Source organism: Micromonospora craterilacus, from assembly GCF_003236315.1.
GTDB classification, from domain to species: Bacteria; Actinomycetota; Actinomycetes; order Mycobacteriales; family Micromonosporaceae; genus Micromonospora; species Micromonospora craterilacus.
In genome coordinates, this window is record NZ_POTY01000162.1 from 1 (window position 1) to 16,616 (window position 16,616).

10 protein-coding genes and 2 tRNA genes are annotated in these 16,616 nt (G+C 70.2%); 5 read left to right on the forward strand and 7 right to left on the reverse strand.

Translation table 11 applies throughout. The features are described 5' to 3' along the window. The coding region (locus C1I95_RS35360) for a hypothetical protein (RefSeq protein WP_199523862.1) at positions 1–546 on the forward strand (546 nt) is incomplete at its 5' end. Between the two features lie 55 nt (positions 547–601). Here C1I95_RS35360 and C1I95_RS22660 read toward each other — a convergent pair. From C1I95_RS22660 to C1I95_RS22675, 4 genes are all read right to left on the reverse strand, one after another. Further along, positions 602–678 (reverse strand) — tRNA-Ile (locus tag C1I95_RS22660). A 59-nt stretch (positions 679–737) separates the two neighbouring features. Then, the gene (locus C1I95_RS22665; protein WP_111216406.1) at positions 738–2,432 is read right to left on the reverse strand and encodes a M16 family metallopeptidase; all 1,695 of its coding nucleotides are present in this window, start codon (positions 2,430–2,432) and stop codon (positions 738–740) included. Beyond that, positions 2,429–3,379 (reverse strand): hypothetical protein, encoded by a 951-nt coding sequence (locus C1I95_RS22670; protein WP_111216408.1) that lies wholly within the window; start codon positions 3,377–3,379, stop codon positions 2,429–2,431. The genes C1I95_RS22665 and C1I95_RS22670 overlap by 4 nt, the downstream gene beginning before the upstream one ends. Before the next feature lie 140 nt (positions 3,380–3,519). Then, positions 3,520–3,592, reverse strand: a tRNA-Asn gene (locus C1I95_RS22675). Positions 3,593–3,867: 275 nt separating this feature from the next. Here C1I95_RS22675 and C1I95_RS22680 point away from each other — a divergent pair. The 4 genes from C1I95_RS22680 (at position 3,868) to C1I95_RS22695 (ending at position 10,355) form a co-directional block, all read left to right on the forward strand. Beyond that, the gene (locus tag C1I95_RS22680; protein ID WP_111216410.1) at positions 3,868–4,251 is read left to right on the forward strand and encodes a hypothetical protein; all 384 of its coding nucleotides are present in this window, start codon (positions 3,868–3,870) and stop codon (positions 4,249–4,251) included. 294 nt (positions 4,252–4,545) lie between these two features. Further along, positions 4,546–7,890 (forward strand): ThuA domain-containing protein, encoded by a 3,345-nt coding sequence (locus C1I95_RS22685; protein WP_111216412.1) that lies wholly within the window; start codon positions 4,546–4,548, stop codon positions 7,888–7,890. A 73-nt stretch (positions 7,891–7,963) separates the two neighbouring features. Then, positions 7,964–9,034, forward strand: coding sequence for a sugar phosphate isomerase/epimerase family protein (locus C1I95_RS22690; protein ID WP_233513818.1), 1,071 nt, complete (start codon positions 7,964–7,966; stop codon positions 9,032–9,034). Positions 9,035–9,176: 142 nt separating this feature from the next. Then, positions 9,177–10,355: an ROK family transcriptional regulator gene (locus C1I95_RS22695; RefSeq protein ID WP_111216422.1), complete on the forward strand. Its 1,179-nt coding sequence runs from the start codon at positions 9,177–9,179 to the stop codon at positions 10,353–10,355. Positions 10,356–10,439: 84 nt separating this feature from the next. Here the strand turns inward: C1I95_RS22695 and C1I95_RS22700 are convergent, their stop codons facing one another. From C1I95_RS22700 to C1I95_RS22710, 3 genes are all read right to left on the reverse strand, one after another. Then, positions 10,440–11,447: a sugar phosphate isomerase/epimerase family protein gene (locus tag C1I95_RS22700; RefSeq protein WP_111216414.1), complete on the reverse strand. Its 1,008-nt coding sequence runs from the start codon at positions 11,445–11,447 to the stop codon at positions 10,440–10,442. 248 nt (positions 11,448–11,695) lie between these two features. Then, on the reverse strand, positions 11,696–13,810 hold the full coding sequence (locus C1I95_RS22705; RefSeq protein ID WP_111216416.1) for a ThuA domain-containing protein: 2,115 nt from the start codon (positions 13,808–13,810) through the stop codon (positions 11,696–11,698). 75 nt (positions 13,811–13,885) lie between these two features. Then, the coding region (locus tag C1I95_RS22710; protein ID WP_111216418.1) for a ricin-type beta-trefoil lectin domain protein at positions 13,886–16,616 on the reverse strand (2,731 nt) is incomplete at its 5' end.

Genomic DNA, 16,616 nt, shown 5'->3' on the forward strand with positions numbered 1-16,616 from the left:
GGCCACCGCAGCAATGCACGCCACGCCGCCCCGCCCGCCGAGGACCCGGACGTGTGGGCCAGCCCCGACGCAGCCGAGCGGGCCGCACGCCTGGACAAGCGGATCGCCGACGCCCGCGCCGAACTGTCCCTCCAGCGGCGGCCAGCACGGGCCTACACCCGGACCACCGCTGGCGCGATCGTCCTCGCGGCGCTGGATTGGGGTGCATTCGGTGTCCACGCGCTGTTCGCGGTCGGCGGGGCCGCCGCCGCGCCGGGTCTGCTCGCGCACATGTTCGTTGCCGCGGGCCTGACGACATCGGCGGTAAGCCTCGGGGCGGTGTGGGTGTGGTGGTCGGCGTGGTGTCGCCGGCAGGTGCGGCAGGAGGAACTGGCCGCCGACGAGCATGAGCGCGTCGTGCTGGAAATCGGCCGGGTGGTGGCGGTGATCCTGCGGGAGGGTGACCTACTCGCGGAGGCGCGTCTGAGCCGGGCTCAGCGGCTCCTCGACACGCCCGGGAGGGGCAGTGTGACGGAGTTCCCGGGGCGGGGTCCGAGGGGTCGGTGACCCCACGGTGACCCCACGCCCCGGAACTGCCTAGATCAAAAAGCCGTGTTTTGCCTGGTGGGGCGGGCGGGACTCGAACCCGCGACCGAGGGATTATGAGTCCCCTGCTCTAACCGGCTGAGCTACCGCCCCGGCACCGGGCCGGATCTTATCCCGTCCGGTCGATCACCGGCCAGCGTCGACGGCCCTTCTCACCGGCGTCGCCCTCGTGTCAGCAGCACGATGGGCAACGCGAGGATAACAGTGAGCAGCCAGCCGACCGCGACCACACCCCACATCCAGTTCTCGCCGTCGAGCTCGGGGTCGATGAACATGCCGATGACGAGCAGCAGGGTGAACCCGCCGACGGCGAGGGTGGCGAGGCCGCTGAGCACCATCAGCAGCACCTCCCACCAGGCTCGCTTGGGTCGGGCGAGGTATTCGCGGATTTCGCGTACGGCGCGTGGCTGCGGGATGCTCTCCGGGTCGCGGGGCGGCATCGCGACCCGCCGGTCGGCCGGCACTCCGGCGTCGATGACGTTCATCGCCGCGGGGTGCACGTCGAACAGGGTCGGCTCGATGTGCAGCACGATGGCGTCGGGGGCGATCAGTTGCCGTGCCCCGTCCGGCCAGGCGAGCATCACGGCGCACTCGGCGTACGTGACGGTGAGCCGGCCTCCGCCGCCGAGGTAGCTCACCGCTTCCGGGCCGATGAGCAGCCGGCCGTCGTCGTCCCGGGAGTGATGGGTGGTGCCGGCGGCGACCGTCTCCGAGGAGGTGGGGGCGGGGGTGAAGCCGGCCCAGTCGGCGCGGGTGCCGTCCGGCACCATCAGAAGCGCCGAGGCACACACCTCCTGGGCGACCTCGTGCAGTTCGGCGAGGGTGACCGCCTTCAGCTCGGCGCGGTGCTCGTCGAGGCTTAGGTTCCGCTGGCCGGTGAGCAGGTTGACGGCGTAGTCCGGCAGGCGGGCGGCGTCGACCTCGGCGGTGGCCAGCATCTCGACCCGCTTGGCGACCGCGGCGTCGAGATCGCTCTGCTCGATTCGGCCGACCCGGAGCTTGGCCAGCACGTCGATGAAGCCGCCGAGCACGGCGTCCTGCTTCTCGGCGAGTGCGTCGGCGATGGCCCGCAGGGTGACCTGGCCGTCGCCGCGCGGCTCGTACCCGGTGGTGGTGGTGTAGGAGAGGCCGGCGTCCTGGCGCAACGCGCGGAACAGCTCGCGCTCCAACACGTCCGCGAAGACGCCCACGGCGGCCCGGCGCCGCACGACCGCGTCGAGCACCACCGCCCGGGAGCCCTCGACGAAGTACGCGGGGGTGGTGGGCAGCGCCGACGAGGCGGCCGGTACGGGCTGCCGGGTGCCGCTGGGCAGGGTCAGCCGCAGCCCTTCGGGCACCCGGTCGCCGGCGATCCAGAGCACCGCGTTCTCCCTGGTGAACCAGCGCGCGGCCCACTCGCGCAGGTCCTCGGCGGTGAGCCGGGCGAGCCCCCATTCGGGGTAGCTGCTCAGCCCGAAGTCGCGCGCGCCGTACCGCCACAGGGCGATGTCGTCGCTGGCCGCGCCGCCCTGGCTGCTCCACTCGGTGCGCAGGATGTCCTTCTCCACCTCCAGGCGAGCGGTGGGCAGGTCGGTGAGGTTGGCGCAGACGGCGGTGAGGAAGGTGGCGATGTCCTGCTCGGAGCCCTGCATGTGGAAGGTGGTGAAGATCGGCGCGGTGGCGCCGTTGAAGTGGTAGTCGGCGGTGCCCAGTGGGGCCAGGGCGAGGTGTTCGAGCAGGTGGGTGATGCCGTGGCGGGCGAGGGTCTCGTCTGCGGTGCCGACCCGGAAGGTCAGCCCGGCGCGCATCGGCCCGCCGGTGGGGGCGAGCAGCGTCGGCACCCCGTCGGTTTCCAGCTGCTGGATCACGGCCGGCCTCCCTTCGCGTACGCCTTGTCGCGGAACCGCTGGAATTCCTTCGGCCCGTCGCCGAGGTAGCTGAACAGCCAGTCGTCGCCGAGGTTGCCGAGCGCCGCGAACTGTTGCGCCGCCGGTGTCCACTCGTGCATCAGGCAGAACGCGAGGGCGAAGACGCTGCGCACCGACACCCAGCCCCAGCCGTGGCGGAATTCGGGGTGCCAGATCGAGCGTTGCGCCGCGTCGTAGATCTGGCCGCGCACCTGCGGGAGGCGCAGGAACTCGCTCGTGGCGGCCGTGTTCCCGTGATCGAGGGCCTGTTCCAGGTACCCCTCCACGACGAGTACCGCGTTGGGCGCGCCGGGCGGGACCGCCTCGGCGCACTCGCGCGCGAACGCGTGGGTCTTCTCCCAGGTGCCGCTCCATTTGGGGCAGAACTGTTGCAGCAGCTGCGTCTGCGCCGGCAGGTGGTGGGGCTGGTGGGCGGCGAGCCGGTCGTAGCGGCGGCGGGCCTCGGCCTGACCGACCTCCAGCCCGCGGGCGCTGGTGACCCGCTGCGTCCAGGCCGCCACCTCCTCGGGGTGGCGGGCGGTGACGTCGATGAGCACCTGCTCGGCCCGGCGCAGGTGGTCGAAGAACTGGGCGAACTGCTCCCGGCTGACGTACTGGGCCCGCAGGCCCGACCGGATCCGCCAGCCGGCGTGGATCAGGTGCGCCCCGAGCATCGCCCCGGCCAGCGGGTCCTCGGGTTGCTCGGCGTACACGCGTTGGAGGAATTCCCCGACCTCGGGGCCGTCGCCGACGTGGTCGACCAGGAACGTGCGGCCGTGCGGGTCCTGCGCGTCGACGAGCGCGCGCAGGGCCGACCAGTCGCCGGCGGCCAGCGCCGCGCGGGCGGTGCTGACCTGGGGGTACGCCGCCCCGGTAGCGAAGTCCGGCGGCGGGAGGGGTGCGGGCATGGCGAGGATAATAGGTGATCATCTTCGGCGCCGGGATCCCGAATTCGCCCTGATCGCGCTGCCCGTGCTGGACGTCGGCGGAGCTGTGGCGCAACGGCGAACGCCCACCGGGTTGCCGGCGGGCGTCATGATGGAGGAAGCTCCCCCGTTTGGACTCGAACCAAAAACCTGCCGGTTAACAGCCGGCTGCTCTGCCAATTGAGCTACGGGGGACCGCATCATCGCTCGGCGGGATCTCTCCGCGCCGGGCGACGGGCACAAGAGTACAGGACTCCGGGGGGTCTTGGTCCAGGGGGTTACCCGCCCCACCATGGGCCTCGGCAATCGGATTCTGCGGACAAATCGTCATCGCGGCACAAGGAGGCATGAGCGGAGAGCAGGATGGGTAGTTAGCTGCCGACGACAGGACGCAGGCGCGAACTGGTCAACCCCGCCCACGGAGGCCCGCTGGGCGGCACGACGGCGCGTCAGGTACGAGAGGAGCCGCCATGCGCGGAAAGATCATGTTCCTTGGCGGGCTGGCTGCAGGGTTCGTCCTGGGCGCCCGAGCCGGCCGCGAGAAGTACGAAGAGCTGGTGGTGCGGGGCCGGAAGGTGCTCGACCACCCGACCGTCCAGGAGGCGGCCGGGGTCGCGCAGGCCCAGGCGAGCCGGCTCTACCACGAGGGCAAGGACAAGCTCGGCCACTCGAAACTGGGCGAGCGACTGGGCCAGAACGGCAAGCACGAGCTCACCCCCGCCGACGACGCCTTCGCCGGCACGCCGGCCACGGCCGGCGCCAAGTCCAGCTCGTCGAGCACGCCCACCAGCTCGACGTCGGCCACTCCCCGCAGCAAGCCGTCCAGCTCTGGCACCAACGGCAGTACCCTCTAGCCACATCCGGACCTCTCCGGCCACACGGGACGGGCCCGGCCGCCAGACTTGGCGGCCGGGCCCGTCGCTGTCCCCGCACGTCAGGGGGAACAGCCGGACCGCGCGGGGACTTTCTCCGATTTTGAGCAAAAGTCGCGCAGGTTCATCAAGAACTTCTGCCGTCAACCTCTTCTCTTTGATGTCAGTCACAAATATCGTCCTCCTTAGACCTGGCCAGGCTCGTAGGTACTCCCCCGAACCACCTCGGCGTCGTACCGGCGTCGAGGTGGACCTGACCGATCAGAGCGAGGTTCGATGCGCAGACCCATCGGCCGAAGGGCCCTCACCTATCTGAGTCTTCTCACCCTCGTCGGCGCGACGCTGGTGGCGACTGAGCCGCAGCGGGCGGCGCCGGTGCAGGCCGCACCGGTGTCGGGCGAGCCGGCACCGCACAGCAACGGCATCCAGTACAAGGTGCTCGTCTTCACCCGGTCAGCCAGCGGCACGCACCCCGCCACCGCCGCCGGCGTCGAAGCGATCAAGGAACTCGGCAAGGACCGGCGGTTCTCGGTTCACGTCACCGACGACGCCCGCAAGTTCGACGAGCCGCACCTGAAGCAGTTCCGCACGGTGGTGTTCCTGAACACCACCGGCAACGTGCTGAACGACGCCCAGCGCACGGCGTTCGAGAAGTACTACCGCGACGGCGGCGGCTTCGTCGGCGTGCACTCGGCGATCGAGGCGGAGCCGGGCTGGACCTTCCTCGACAACCTCCTCGGCACCCGCGCCGTCGGCTCCGCCACGGCGGCCGGCGAGGCCACGGTGACCGTGGCCGACCGGGTGCACCCGGCTTCCGCCACACTGCCCGAGCGGTGGAAGACGACCGACCGGTGGTACAACTTCGCGGACAACGTCCGGGGCGTCTCGCACGTCCTGGCCACCGTGGACGAGAAGTCGTACAGCGGCGGCACCATGGGCTTCGACCACCCGATCACCTGGTGCAAGGACTACCAGGGTGGCCGCTCGTTCTACACCGGACTCGGCGCGACCCCGCAGAGTTTCCGTAGCACCGACCTCCGGGCTCACCTCGGTGGGGCGATCCAGTGGGCGTCCGGCACCACGGACGGCGACTGTGGTGCGACGGTGCTGGCCAACTACCAGATGACCGTCATCGGTGCGCAGCCCAACGTCAACGAGCCGATCGGCTTCGACGTACTGCCCGACGGGCGGGTCCTCCAGACCGACCGTCGCGGCGGCGTCCGGCTGCACGAGCCGGACGGCAACCGGACGACCGTGCTGGCCCAGATCCCGGTCTACACGCACAGCGAGGACGGGATGTACGGCCCGGCGATCGACAAGGACTTCGCCACCAACAAGTGGGTCTACCTGTTCTACGCACCACCGCTGGACACCCCCACCGGCAGCGCGCCGACCACCAGCACCAACCCGGCCGCGTGGGACCAGTGGAAGGGCTACTTCCAACTCTCCCGGTTCAAGTTCGTCGACGGCGAGAACCCCTCGCTCGACGTGGACAGCGAGCAGAAGATCATGGAGGTGCCGGTGGACCGGGGCGCGTGCTGCCACGTGGCCGGTGACATCGTCTTCGACTCGGACAACAACCTCTGGCTGGTCACCGGCGACGACACCCCGGCCGGCGGCGGTGGCTCCGGTGGCTTCTCCCCGCACAACGACTCGGTGAGCGCCACCGGCGTCTACCAGGCACCGTTCGTGGACGCCCGACGCAGCTCCGCCAACACCAACGACCTGCGCGGCAAGATCCTGCGGATCAAGGTGCAGTCGGACGGCAGCTACACCATTCCCGAGGGGAACCTGTTCCCCGAGGCGGACCACCCGGGTGACAAGACCCGCCCGGAGATCTACGCGATGGGCTTCCGGAATCCGTTCCGGATCACCCTGGACAAGAACGACGTCGCCTACATCACCGACTACTCCCCCGACTCCTCGACCGCGGCCGTGGGCCGTGGGCCGGCGGGCACCGGGCGGATGATGGTGGTCGACAAGCCGTCCAACTACGGTTGGCCGATGTGCGTGCAGCCGAACCTGCCGTACTTCGAGATGAACTGGACCACCAGCCCGATCTCGCCGATCGCACCGTTCGACTGCGCGGCACCGAAGAACACCTCCCGGCACAACACCGGCCTAGTCGACCTGCCGGCGGTGGAGAAGTCGGAGCTCTGGTACTCGTTCCAGGCCCCGACCCCGTGTCCGGAGTCCTACCTGTCCACCCCGACCCAGACCTGCCCGGTGCTCTTCCCTGAACTCGGCACCGGTGGGGTGGGTCCGCACGGCGCGGCGAAGTACGACTACGACCCGGAGCTGAGGTCGGAGACGAAGTTCCCCGCGTACTACGACGGCGCGATCTTCTTCGGTGAGTTCACCCGGGACTACCTCCGGGAAATCCGGCTCGACTCGCAGGGCGAGATCCTGAAGATCAATGATCTGTTGAGCTGCGGGGGTGGCCCGGTCACACCGGCTCGGCCGTTCCTCTGCGACAACCCGATGGACATGATGTGGGGCCCCGACGGCAACTTCTACCTGCTGACGTACGGGGACGGGTTCTTCAACATCAACCCGGACGCGGCGATGGTCAAGTTCAGCTACGTGAAGGGCCTGCGGGCGCCGACCGCCGTGCTGAACGCGACCCCGACCAACGGGCAGGGCCCGCTGACGGTGGCGTTCTCCAGCGAAGGGTCGCGAGACCCGGATCCCGGGGACTCCATCTCGTTCGCCTGGGACTTCGACGGCAACGGCACCATCGACTCCGTCGACCCCAACCCGACGCACACGTACACCGCCAACGGGGTCTACACCGCGCGACTGACGGTGACCGATTCCAGCGGCAAGAGCGCGTCGGCGAACACCACCATCACGGTTGGCAACACGGCTCCGACGATCAAGGTGAACGTTCCGATCGAGGGCGGCTTCTTCAGCTGGGGCGACGACATCCCCTGGTCGGTGACGGTCACCGACCCGGAGGACGGCCAGATCGACTGCAGCCGGGTCGAGGTGACCTTCGTGCTCGGTCACGACGACCACGGGCACGGTGAGGCGAACCAGTTCGGCTGCTCCGGCGTACTGCCCACGCTGGCCGACGACGCCTCACACGGCGGCTACATCTACGGCGTGATCAGCGCCGAGTACACCGACAACGGCGCCAACGGGGTGCCCGCGCTGACCACGGTCGAGCAGCAGATCATCCAGGACAAGCTGCAACAGCCGGAGTTCGCCCGGGACCAGTCCGGAACCACCGTGGGCAACAGCGCCGACGTCGGCGGCGGGCAGCAGCGCGGCAGCCTCGACCCCGGCGACTGGATCGCGATCAACGGCACCATCGACCTGAAGAACATGCAGTCGGTCACCCTGCGTACCTCCGGTGGCAGTGCCGCCACCGCCGGGCAGCCGCGGTTCAACGTCGAGTTCCGGAAGGACTCGCCGACCGGACCGCTGCTGAGCACCGCGACGGTCAACGCGACCAGCGGTAACAACGTCTTCACCAACACCACCGTGCCGATCACCGATCCGGGCGGCGCGTTCCGGCTCTACCTCGTATTCACCACCGTCCCGGGCGGCCCGGCCAGCGGGTTCGGCAACCTCAACTGGGTCCAGTTCAACGGCCCGGGCATCGGCATCACCCCGTAACACCACCCGGCCGGGGCCGCCAGTGCGGCGGCCCCGGTCACCCACCGAAGTACCACCGAGAAAGGCAGCAGAAATGAGCGACAGTCAGCACGGAATGAGCCGTCGTCGGATACTCGGCACCTTCGCCGGTGTCGCCGGCGCGGCGGCCGTCGGCGCCGCCGGCATCGGCTCCCCGGCCGCCGCCGGCAACGGCCTGCTCGTGCCGAAGCCCAAGCGGGGCATCATCCTCTACAGCGTCCGGGACCGGATCTCCGCCGCCCCGGACACCAGCGGGGTGCCCTACGGCTTCGAGCGGGTGCTCGGCCGGCTCGCCGAGATCGGCTACCGGGAGATCGAGTTCGCCGGGTACACCCAGAACACCGGCATCCTGGGCCGGCAGATCACCCCTGAGGAGATCCGCAAGGTCCTGGACGACAACGGGCTGAAGGCCAACGGCTCGCACGCCTCGATCCCCAGCACCGTCACGCCGGACACCATCGCCGCCTTCGAGCGGACGCTGGACACCGCCGAGATCCTCGGCATGAGGCACATCGGCACCGGCAGCGACCCGACCAACAGCAACTACAAGGCGGACTGGGACCTCGCCGCGGACCGCTGGAACTTCTTCGGCGAGATGGCCGCCGCCCGGGACCTGAAGCTGTACACGCACAACCACGACGCCGCGTACAACTTCCTGCTCGACAGCGGGCCGCTGGACGGGTTGGGCCGCCCGACCCGCTCCTCCGGGGTCCGGAAGCTGGAGTACTTCTTCGGGGTCACCGACCCGAAGTACGTCTGGTTCGAGATGGACATCTACTGGGCGCACGTGGCCCAGCACCGGTTCCACACGTACACCGACGCCGACGGCCAGGTGCAGACCAACGTCTTCGACCCGCTGGCGACGGTGGCGGCCCGGACCAAGCGGTTCCCGCTGTTCCACGCCAAGGACGGCCGGTACAACCCGGCCCTCACCAACGGCTACGAGATGACGCCGCTCGGCGACGGCGACATCGACTACGGCAACTTCTTCGCCAACATGGGCGCGAAGGGTTACCACAACCCGATGTGGGAGCAGGACACCGCGCCGGGCGGCACTGCCGACCCGGGCCGCTCGCTGCGGTTCGCCGAGCAGAGCTACCTGCACATGTCGAGCCTGCGGGGCTGACGGATCCGACAGCACGGTCGGGTCTGTGGGGCTGACCGACCCGACGTCACATCAAGGGGCCGCATCCGGTGACGGATGCGGCCCCTGCTGGCCACAGGACCGAAACACCGTCATGGAAGACTCGGGATGGGAGGTGAAGGCGATGACACTCATCCGTCCGGAGAATCCGCAGCAGGCACGGCTGGTCCGGTTGCTGCGTGACGACGGTCCCCGCTCCCGGGTGGAGCTGGGCGACATCCTGGGCCTGTCCCGCTCGACGCTCACCACCGAGCTGGAGCGGCTCGTGGCGCGCGGTCTGGTGGAAACCGCCGGGCTGGCGGCCTCCCGCGGCGGGCGCCGGTCCTCGTTGCTGCGCCTCGCGGGTGGGGTGCGCTTCGCCGGCGTGGTCATCGGGGCAGACCGAATCACCGCGGCGATCACCGACGGTGAACTGAACGTGCTGGCCGAGACCGGCGAGCCGGCAGACGTACGCGGCGGGCCCGAATCCGTGATCGGCCGGGCCGTCGACCTGGTCGAGAAGCTCCGCGCCGAACTGGGCATCGCCGAACTCACCGGGGTCGGCGTCGCGCTGCCCGGGCCGGTCGACGGCGACACCTCCATCGCACCGGCCGTCCTACCCGGCTGGCAGCGCTTCCCCGTCCGGGACGCGTTCGCCACCGAGCTTGGCTGCCCGGCGCTGGTCGACAACGACGCGAACGTACTCGCCCTCGGCGAGCACCACGCCGGTATCGGCCGTACCTTCGACGACTTCCTCTACCTCAAGCTCGGCACGGCGATCGGCTGCGGCCTGGTCCTCGGCGGCACGCTCTACCGCGGCGCGACCAGCAGCGCGGGGGACATCGCGCACCTGCCGCTCGGCGAGGACGGGCCGGCCTGCGTCTGCGGCGAGGTCGGCTGCCTCGAGGCGTACGCCGGCGATGCCGGGCTGGTCCGCGCGGCGCTGGCGGCGGCTCGCTCGGGCCGCTCCCCCGCGCTGGCCACCCGACTGACCGCGGCGGGCACGCTCACCGTGCCGGACGTCGCCGCGGCCGCGACCGCCGGCGACCCGGCCGCGCAGGCGCTGGTACGCGACGCCGCCCGCCGCCTCGGCCAGGTGCTCGTCGGCCTGATCAGCTTCTTCAACCCGAGCATCGTGGTGATCGGCGGTGCGCCGGAGGGGGTCGGGCACATCCTGCTCTCCGAGATCCGCGGTGTGGTCTACCGCCGGTCGGCTCCGCTGGCCACCGGCACCATGCCGGTCGTCCTCTCCGACCTGGCGGACCGGGCCGGGCTGGTGGGCGCGGCCCGGTTGGCCAGCGAGCACGTCTTCGCCACCGACTGATCCGGCCGGCTCTCGGCGCGGCCGGCGCAGCCCGCACGAGTGCCCGGGGCCGGCGCGGCGGCCGGCACCCGGGCCCTCTCCGGCTCAGTCCTTGCTGCTGAACGCCGCGTCGAAGGCGGCGGTCGGGGCGTCGAAGGCGAGTCGACGGACGAACTGGAGCGCCTCCGGGGCACCGACCAGCCGGTCCATTCCGGCGTCCTCCCACTCGACCGAGATCGGCCCGTCGTAGCCGATCGCGTTCAACGCCCGGAAGCAGTCCTCCCAGGGCACGTCGCCGTGCCCGGTGGAGACGAAGTCCCAGCCCCGCCGCATGTCCGCCCACGGCAGGTGCGAGGCGAGCCGGCCACGCCGGCCGTCGCCGGTACGCACCTTGGCGTCCTTGCAGTCCACGTGGTAGATCCGGTCGGCGAAGTCGAAGATGAAGTTCACCGGGTCGAGTTCCTGCCAGACGAAGTGCGACGGGTCCCAGTTCAGCCCGAACGCGGGCCGGTGCCCGATCGCCTCCAGCGTCCGCTTCGTCGTCCAGTAGTCGTACGCGATCTCACTCGGGTGCACCTCGTGGGCGAACCGCACTCCGACCTCGTCGAAGACGTCCAGGATCGGGTTCCACCGGTCGGCGAAGTCCTGGTACCCGCGTTCGATCATCGACGGCGGCACCGGCGGGAACATCGCCAGGGTGTGCCAGATCGACGAGCCGGTGAAGCCGACGACGGTGTTCACGCCGAGCTTCGCCGCCGCGCGGGCGGTGTCCTTGATCTCCTCGGCGGCGCGCTGGCGTACCCCTTCGGGCTCGCCGTCCCCCCAGAGCCGGGCGGGCAGGATGTCCTGGTGCCGCTCGTCGATCGGGTGGTCGCAGACCGCCTGGCCGACCAGGTGGTTGGAGATCGCGAACACCTGGAGGTTGTGCTTGGCGAGCGTCTCCCGCTTCCGCTCGATGTACGACTCGTCGGCCAGGGCCTTGTCGACCTCGAAGTGGTCGCCCCAGCAGGCGATCTCCAGGCCGTCGTAGCCCCACTCGGCGGCGAGCCGGCACACCTCGTCGAACGGAAGGTCGGCCCACTGGCCGGTGAACAGCGTGATCGGTCGCGCCATCAGTCCTTTTCCCCTGTCGTGATGGGGATTCCGTACCTGCGTGGCCGGGGCGAGGGATGACCGGGATGCGGGCGGCCACGACGGTGCACCGGTGGGCGCGGTCGCGCCTGGGGCCGACGGGTTGCGCCTCCCGTCGACTCACCGGCCACCTCGCGGTCGCCGCCTTCACTCTAGGCGGCCGGCGCGCGGTTAAAAAGGGCCCCTTGTAATACGCCACGCCAGGCGGCGTTAACAAGGGGCCCTTCCTTTCAGGGGAGTATCCAGCGCTGGTTGGCGTTGGTGTGGCAGGTCCAGAGGTGCACGGGGGTGCTGTCGGCGGAGTTGTTGCCGGAGACGTCCAGGCACTTGCCGGACTGCGGGTTGCGCAGGGTGCCGTTCGACTGTGCCGACCAGTTCTGGGCGCCGCTGCCGTTGCAGGTCCAGAGCTGGATCTTCGTGCCGTCCGCGGATCCGCCGCCGGAGATGTCCAGGCACTTGCCCAACGCCCGGATCGTCGAGTTCGGCGTCACCGTCCAGGTCTGCGCGGCACCGCCGTTACAGGTGTAGATCTGGATCTGCGTACCGTCGGCGGTGGCTCCGCCGCGTACGTCGAGGCACTTGCCGGCCAGGCCGGTGATCGGGCCGGTGCTGCCGCCACCACCGGTGCCCCGCACCAGGGTGAAGTCGTCGACGTCGAAGAGTCCCGAGCCCGAGCCGGTGAAGGTCAGGTACACGTTTCGCAGGCCGGACGGGACATTGGACAGGTTGGTCGTCACGTCGGCGAAGGTGGTCCAGCTGCCGGTGTTCGGCACCGCCACCGAGCCGAGCACGGTGCCGGTGGTCGAGCCGGTACGCACCTGGATCGTGCCGCCCGGCCCGCCGGAGACCACCCGGGCCCGGAACGAGGTGACCCCGGTCAGGTCGAGGTTGTTGTACGCCGCCCAGTCCCCCGGGTCGATGTAGCCGAGCGTCTGGCCGCCGTTGGCACCGGCCTTGGCGAACGCGGTGACCCCGCTGGCCGAGCTGAACGCCTCGGCCTGGACGGTGGTGTTGCCGCCCGGCGGGTTCGAGCCGCCCAGCTCCTTGATCCGGATGTTGCGGAACGACGCCACGTCGCCGGCGCCGTGGTTCTGGATGCCGATGTGGCCGGCGAGCGAGCGGGCCGGGTTGGTGTTGGTGAAGTCGTTGATCTTCGCACCGTTGAGGAAGACCTGTAGCCGGTTCCCCTCCACCAGCAGCTCGTAGGTGTTCCACTCGCCCGGCGGGTTCAGCACGGCATCCCGGGCGGGGATGTCGGCGGACTTGAAGGTGTAGACCGAGCCGGTGGTGCGGTCCGGCGCGTCGGTCGCGTCGATCTGGATCTCGTAGCCGTTGTTCACCGCCGACCACGGATCACTCGACGGCGGGAAGCCGATGAAGACTCCCGAGTTGTCGTCCCCGTTGAGCCGCCAGTCCAGCTTCAGCGAGTAGTTGGTGAACTGCTTCGCGCTGTACCAGTACAGGCCCATCCCACCGGTCGAGGTGAGGGTGGCGTCGGAGTTGGTGAAGCCACCCGGCCCGGCCTGGGACCAGCCGGTGGCCGAGCCGTTGTAGAGGGTGGTGTAGCCGGTCTCCGGGCGACAGTCGGCCTTGGTGCGGCCGGCCGCGTACCGGATGCCGCCGAGCAGGTGCGCCCGGAACGCCGGGTCGGCGTACGACGCCTGGGTGTGCCCGCCGCCGGTGTAGAAGGACCGGCCACCGCTGTAGGTCTTGCACCAGGCGATCGGGTGGTCCGCGCCCATCACGCCGCCCGAGTACGACGACTCGTCGAGGTTGGCCAGCACCCGCGCGCCGGGGCGGGCGTTGGTTCGGTAGTCGTACCACTCGTCGGTGCGGGTCCAGGTCTGCGGCAGGTGCGCGGTGGCCGCGTGGGCCCGGTTCTCCACCCGGACGTTGGCCTGCTGGATGGCCGGGTGCGACTGGAAGTACGCCCCGACCAGGTTGCCGTAGAAGGGCCAGTCGTACTCGGTGTCGGCGGCGGCGTGCACCCCGACGAAGCCGCCGCCGGAGCCGATGTACGACTCGAAGGCGGTCTGCTGGCTGGCGTTGAGCACGTCACCGGTGGTGTTGAGGAAGACCACCACCCTGAATCGGGCGAGGTTGGTGGCGTTGAACGCGGCGGCGTCCTCGGTGGCGGTCACGCTGAAGCTGTTCGCCGCGCCCAGGTCACGGATGGCCTGGGTGCCGACCGCGATGGAGTCGTGCCGGAAGCCGGCGGTCTTGGAGAAGACCAGCACGTCGTACGGGGCGTCGGCGGCGCTGGCCGGGGTGGCCGGGGTGGTGCAGGCGAGGACGGCGAGGACGGCGGTGGCCAGGCCGAAGGCGGGTCGAAGGAGTCTGCGCATGTCGCTCTCCCAACGTGGTGGGTGTTAGGAGGGGCCCCCTATAGTGCACCAGGCGTTAACAGGGGGCCCCTCCTTTCAGGGAAGTACCCAGCGCTGGTTGGCGCCGGTGTGGCAGGTCCACAGGTGCACGGGGGTGCTGTCCGCGGAGTTGTTGCCGGAGACGTCCAGGCACTTGCCGGACTGCGGGTTGCGCAGCGTGCCGTTCGACTGTGCCGACCAGTTCTGGGCGCCGCTGCCGTTGCAGGTCCAGAGCTGGATCTTCGTGCCGTCGGCCGAGGCGCCGCCGGAGATGTCCAGGCACTTGCCCAACGCCCGGATCGTCGAGTTCGGCGTCACCGTCCAGGTCTGCGCGGCCGAGCCGTTGCAGGTGTAGATCTGGATCTGCGTACCGTCGGCGGTGGCCGCGTTGCGTACGTCCAGACACTTGCCGGCCAGGCCGGTGATCCGGCCGACGCCACCGGTGCCGCTGCCGGTGGTGAAGGCGAACGAGTCCAGGTCGTAGAGCGCGCCGGTGCCCGATCCGGCGAAGGTCAGGTAGAGCGTGGTGGTGCCGGTGGGCGGGTTGGTGATGCTGCCGGTGACCGTGGTGAAGGTGTCCCAGGCTCCGGTCACCGGGACGGTGGCCGAGCCGAGCACCGTGCCGGTGGCGGAACCGGCCCGCACCTGGAGGGTGCCGCCGGCGCCGGCCGAGGAGACCCGGGCGCTGAACGAGGTCACATTGCCGATGCGGTACGGCTCGAAGGCGATCCAGTCGCCGTTGTGGATGTCGCCGACGGTCTTGCCGCCCTCCGCGGTCGTCTTGTCGAAGGTCGCGATGCCCGAAGCGGTCTTGTAGTGCTCCGCCTGCCGCTTGCGGGGCTGGAGGGTGTGCTGGGTGTGCGTGGTCAGGCCACCCGAGTCGGTGTACTCGGCGTCGAAGATCCCGAAGATGTTCGCCGCGTCGTCGTGCTCACCGTCGACCGGGATGCTGATCGCGCCGGTGCAGCCGTTCTGCGAGGTGATCTGGTGGCCGTGGCTGTCGTGACCGAGGACGTAGGTCATCTTGACCTTGGTGCAGTCGATCGTGCCGTCCTCCGGGTCAGTCACCGTGATGCTGAACGGCACGGAGTCGCCGAAGCTGAACAGCTGACCGTTGGCCGGGCTGTTGATGGTGACCGTCGGCGCGGTGTTGCCGACTCCGATCCGTACGCTCGCCGTGCCGGTGGCGCCCTGCGGGTCGCGTACGGTCAGCGTGGCCGTGTAGTTGCCGTTGGCCGTGTACGTCTTGGTCGGGTTGGCCGCCGTCGAGCTGGTGCCGTCGCCGAAGGCCCACGAGTAGGTGAGCGCCCCGCCCTCCGGGTCCGACGACCCGGCCGAGGAGAAGTTCACGGTCAACGGGGCGACGCCGGAGGTCTTGTCCGCCGAGGCCACCGCCGTCGGTGCGCGGTTACCGCCGCCGACGTAGTCGTAGCGGTAGAGGGCCGAGTTGGCGTCGCCGTTGAAGTAGCCGGTGCCGTAGTCCAGCACGTAGAGCGCGCCGTCCGGGCCGAAGGCCATGTCCATGACCTGCTTGCCGTTCCACGGGAAGGTGTCGATGGTGCCCACCGAGCCGTCGCCGTTGACGTGGATCGGCTTGATCCAGCCCCGGCCGAACTCGCCGGCGAAGAATTGCCCGTCGAAGCTCTGCGGCCACTTGGTGGTCGACGTCGACGCGGCGTTGTACCGGTAGACCGGGCCGCCCATCGGGGACTCGGAGCCGCCGCCGAACTCCGGCGGGCTGCCGGCGTCGCCGGCGTACCGGATCCAGGAGGGCTTCGCGCCGGGCAGGGTGGACAGGCCGGTGTTGCGGAACGAGCTGTTGGTCGCGCCGCCGGTGCAGTTGTACTTCGGGCCGGCGGTGCCGGTGGCGAAGTCCCACTTGGCGTACGTCTCGGCGGCGGTGTTGGTGCCGGTGCAGTACGGCCAGCCGTAGAAGCCGGGGCCGGTGACCCGGTTGAACTCGACCTGCCCACTGGGGCCGCGGCCGGTGGTGGTGCCCGCGTCCGGCCCGTAGTCGCCGACGTAGACGATGCCGGTCGCCTTGTCGACGCTCATCCGGAACGGGTTGCGGAAGCCCATCGCGTAGATCTCGGGGCGGGTCCGCGCGGTGCCGGGGGCGAACATGTTGCCGGCCGGGATGGCGTACGTGCCGTTGGCGTTGACCTTGATCCGCAGGATCTTGCCGCGCAGGTCGTTGGTGTTGGCCGCGCTGCGCTGCGCGTCGTACGCCGGGTTGCGGTTGGTCCGCTCGTCGACCGGCGCGTACCCGCCGGAGTCGAACGGGTTCGTGTCGTCGCCGGTGGACAGGTACAGGTTGCCGGCGGCGTCGAAGTCGATGTCGCCGCCGACGTGGCAGCACATGCCGCGATCGGCGGGGACGTCGAGGACGTCGACCTTGCTGGCCTGGTTGATGGTGAAGTCGGCGTTGAGGGTGAACCGGGAAAGCCGGTTCACCCCCTGCCAGGCGGAGAAGTCGGTGCCGGTCGCCGGTGCGTCGCCGGCCGGGGTGGACAGCGGCGGCGCGTAGTAGAGGAAGATGTGCCGGTTGCTGGCGAAGCCCGGGTCGACCCCGATGCCCTGCAACCCCTCCTCGTCGTGGGTGTAGACGGCGATGGTGCCGATCACCGACGTGGTGCCGGCCGCGTCGGTGCGGCGGACCGTGCCGTTGCGGGCGGTGTGCAGGACCGAGCGGTCCGGCAGCACCGCGATGGTCATCGGCTCACCGACCTCGGCGACCCCCTTGGCGAGGGTGACCTGCTGGAAGTCGGTGGCGACGATGGGGTGGGCC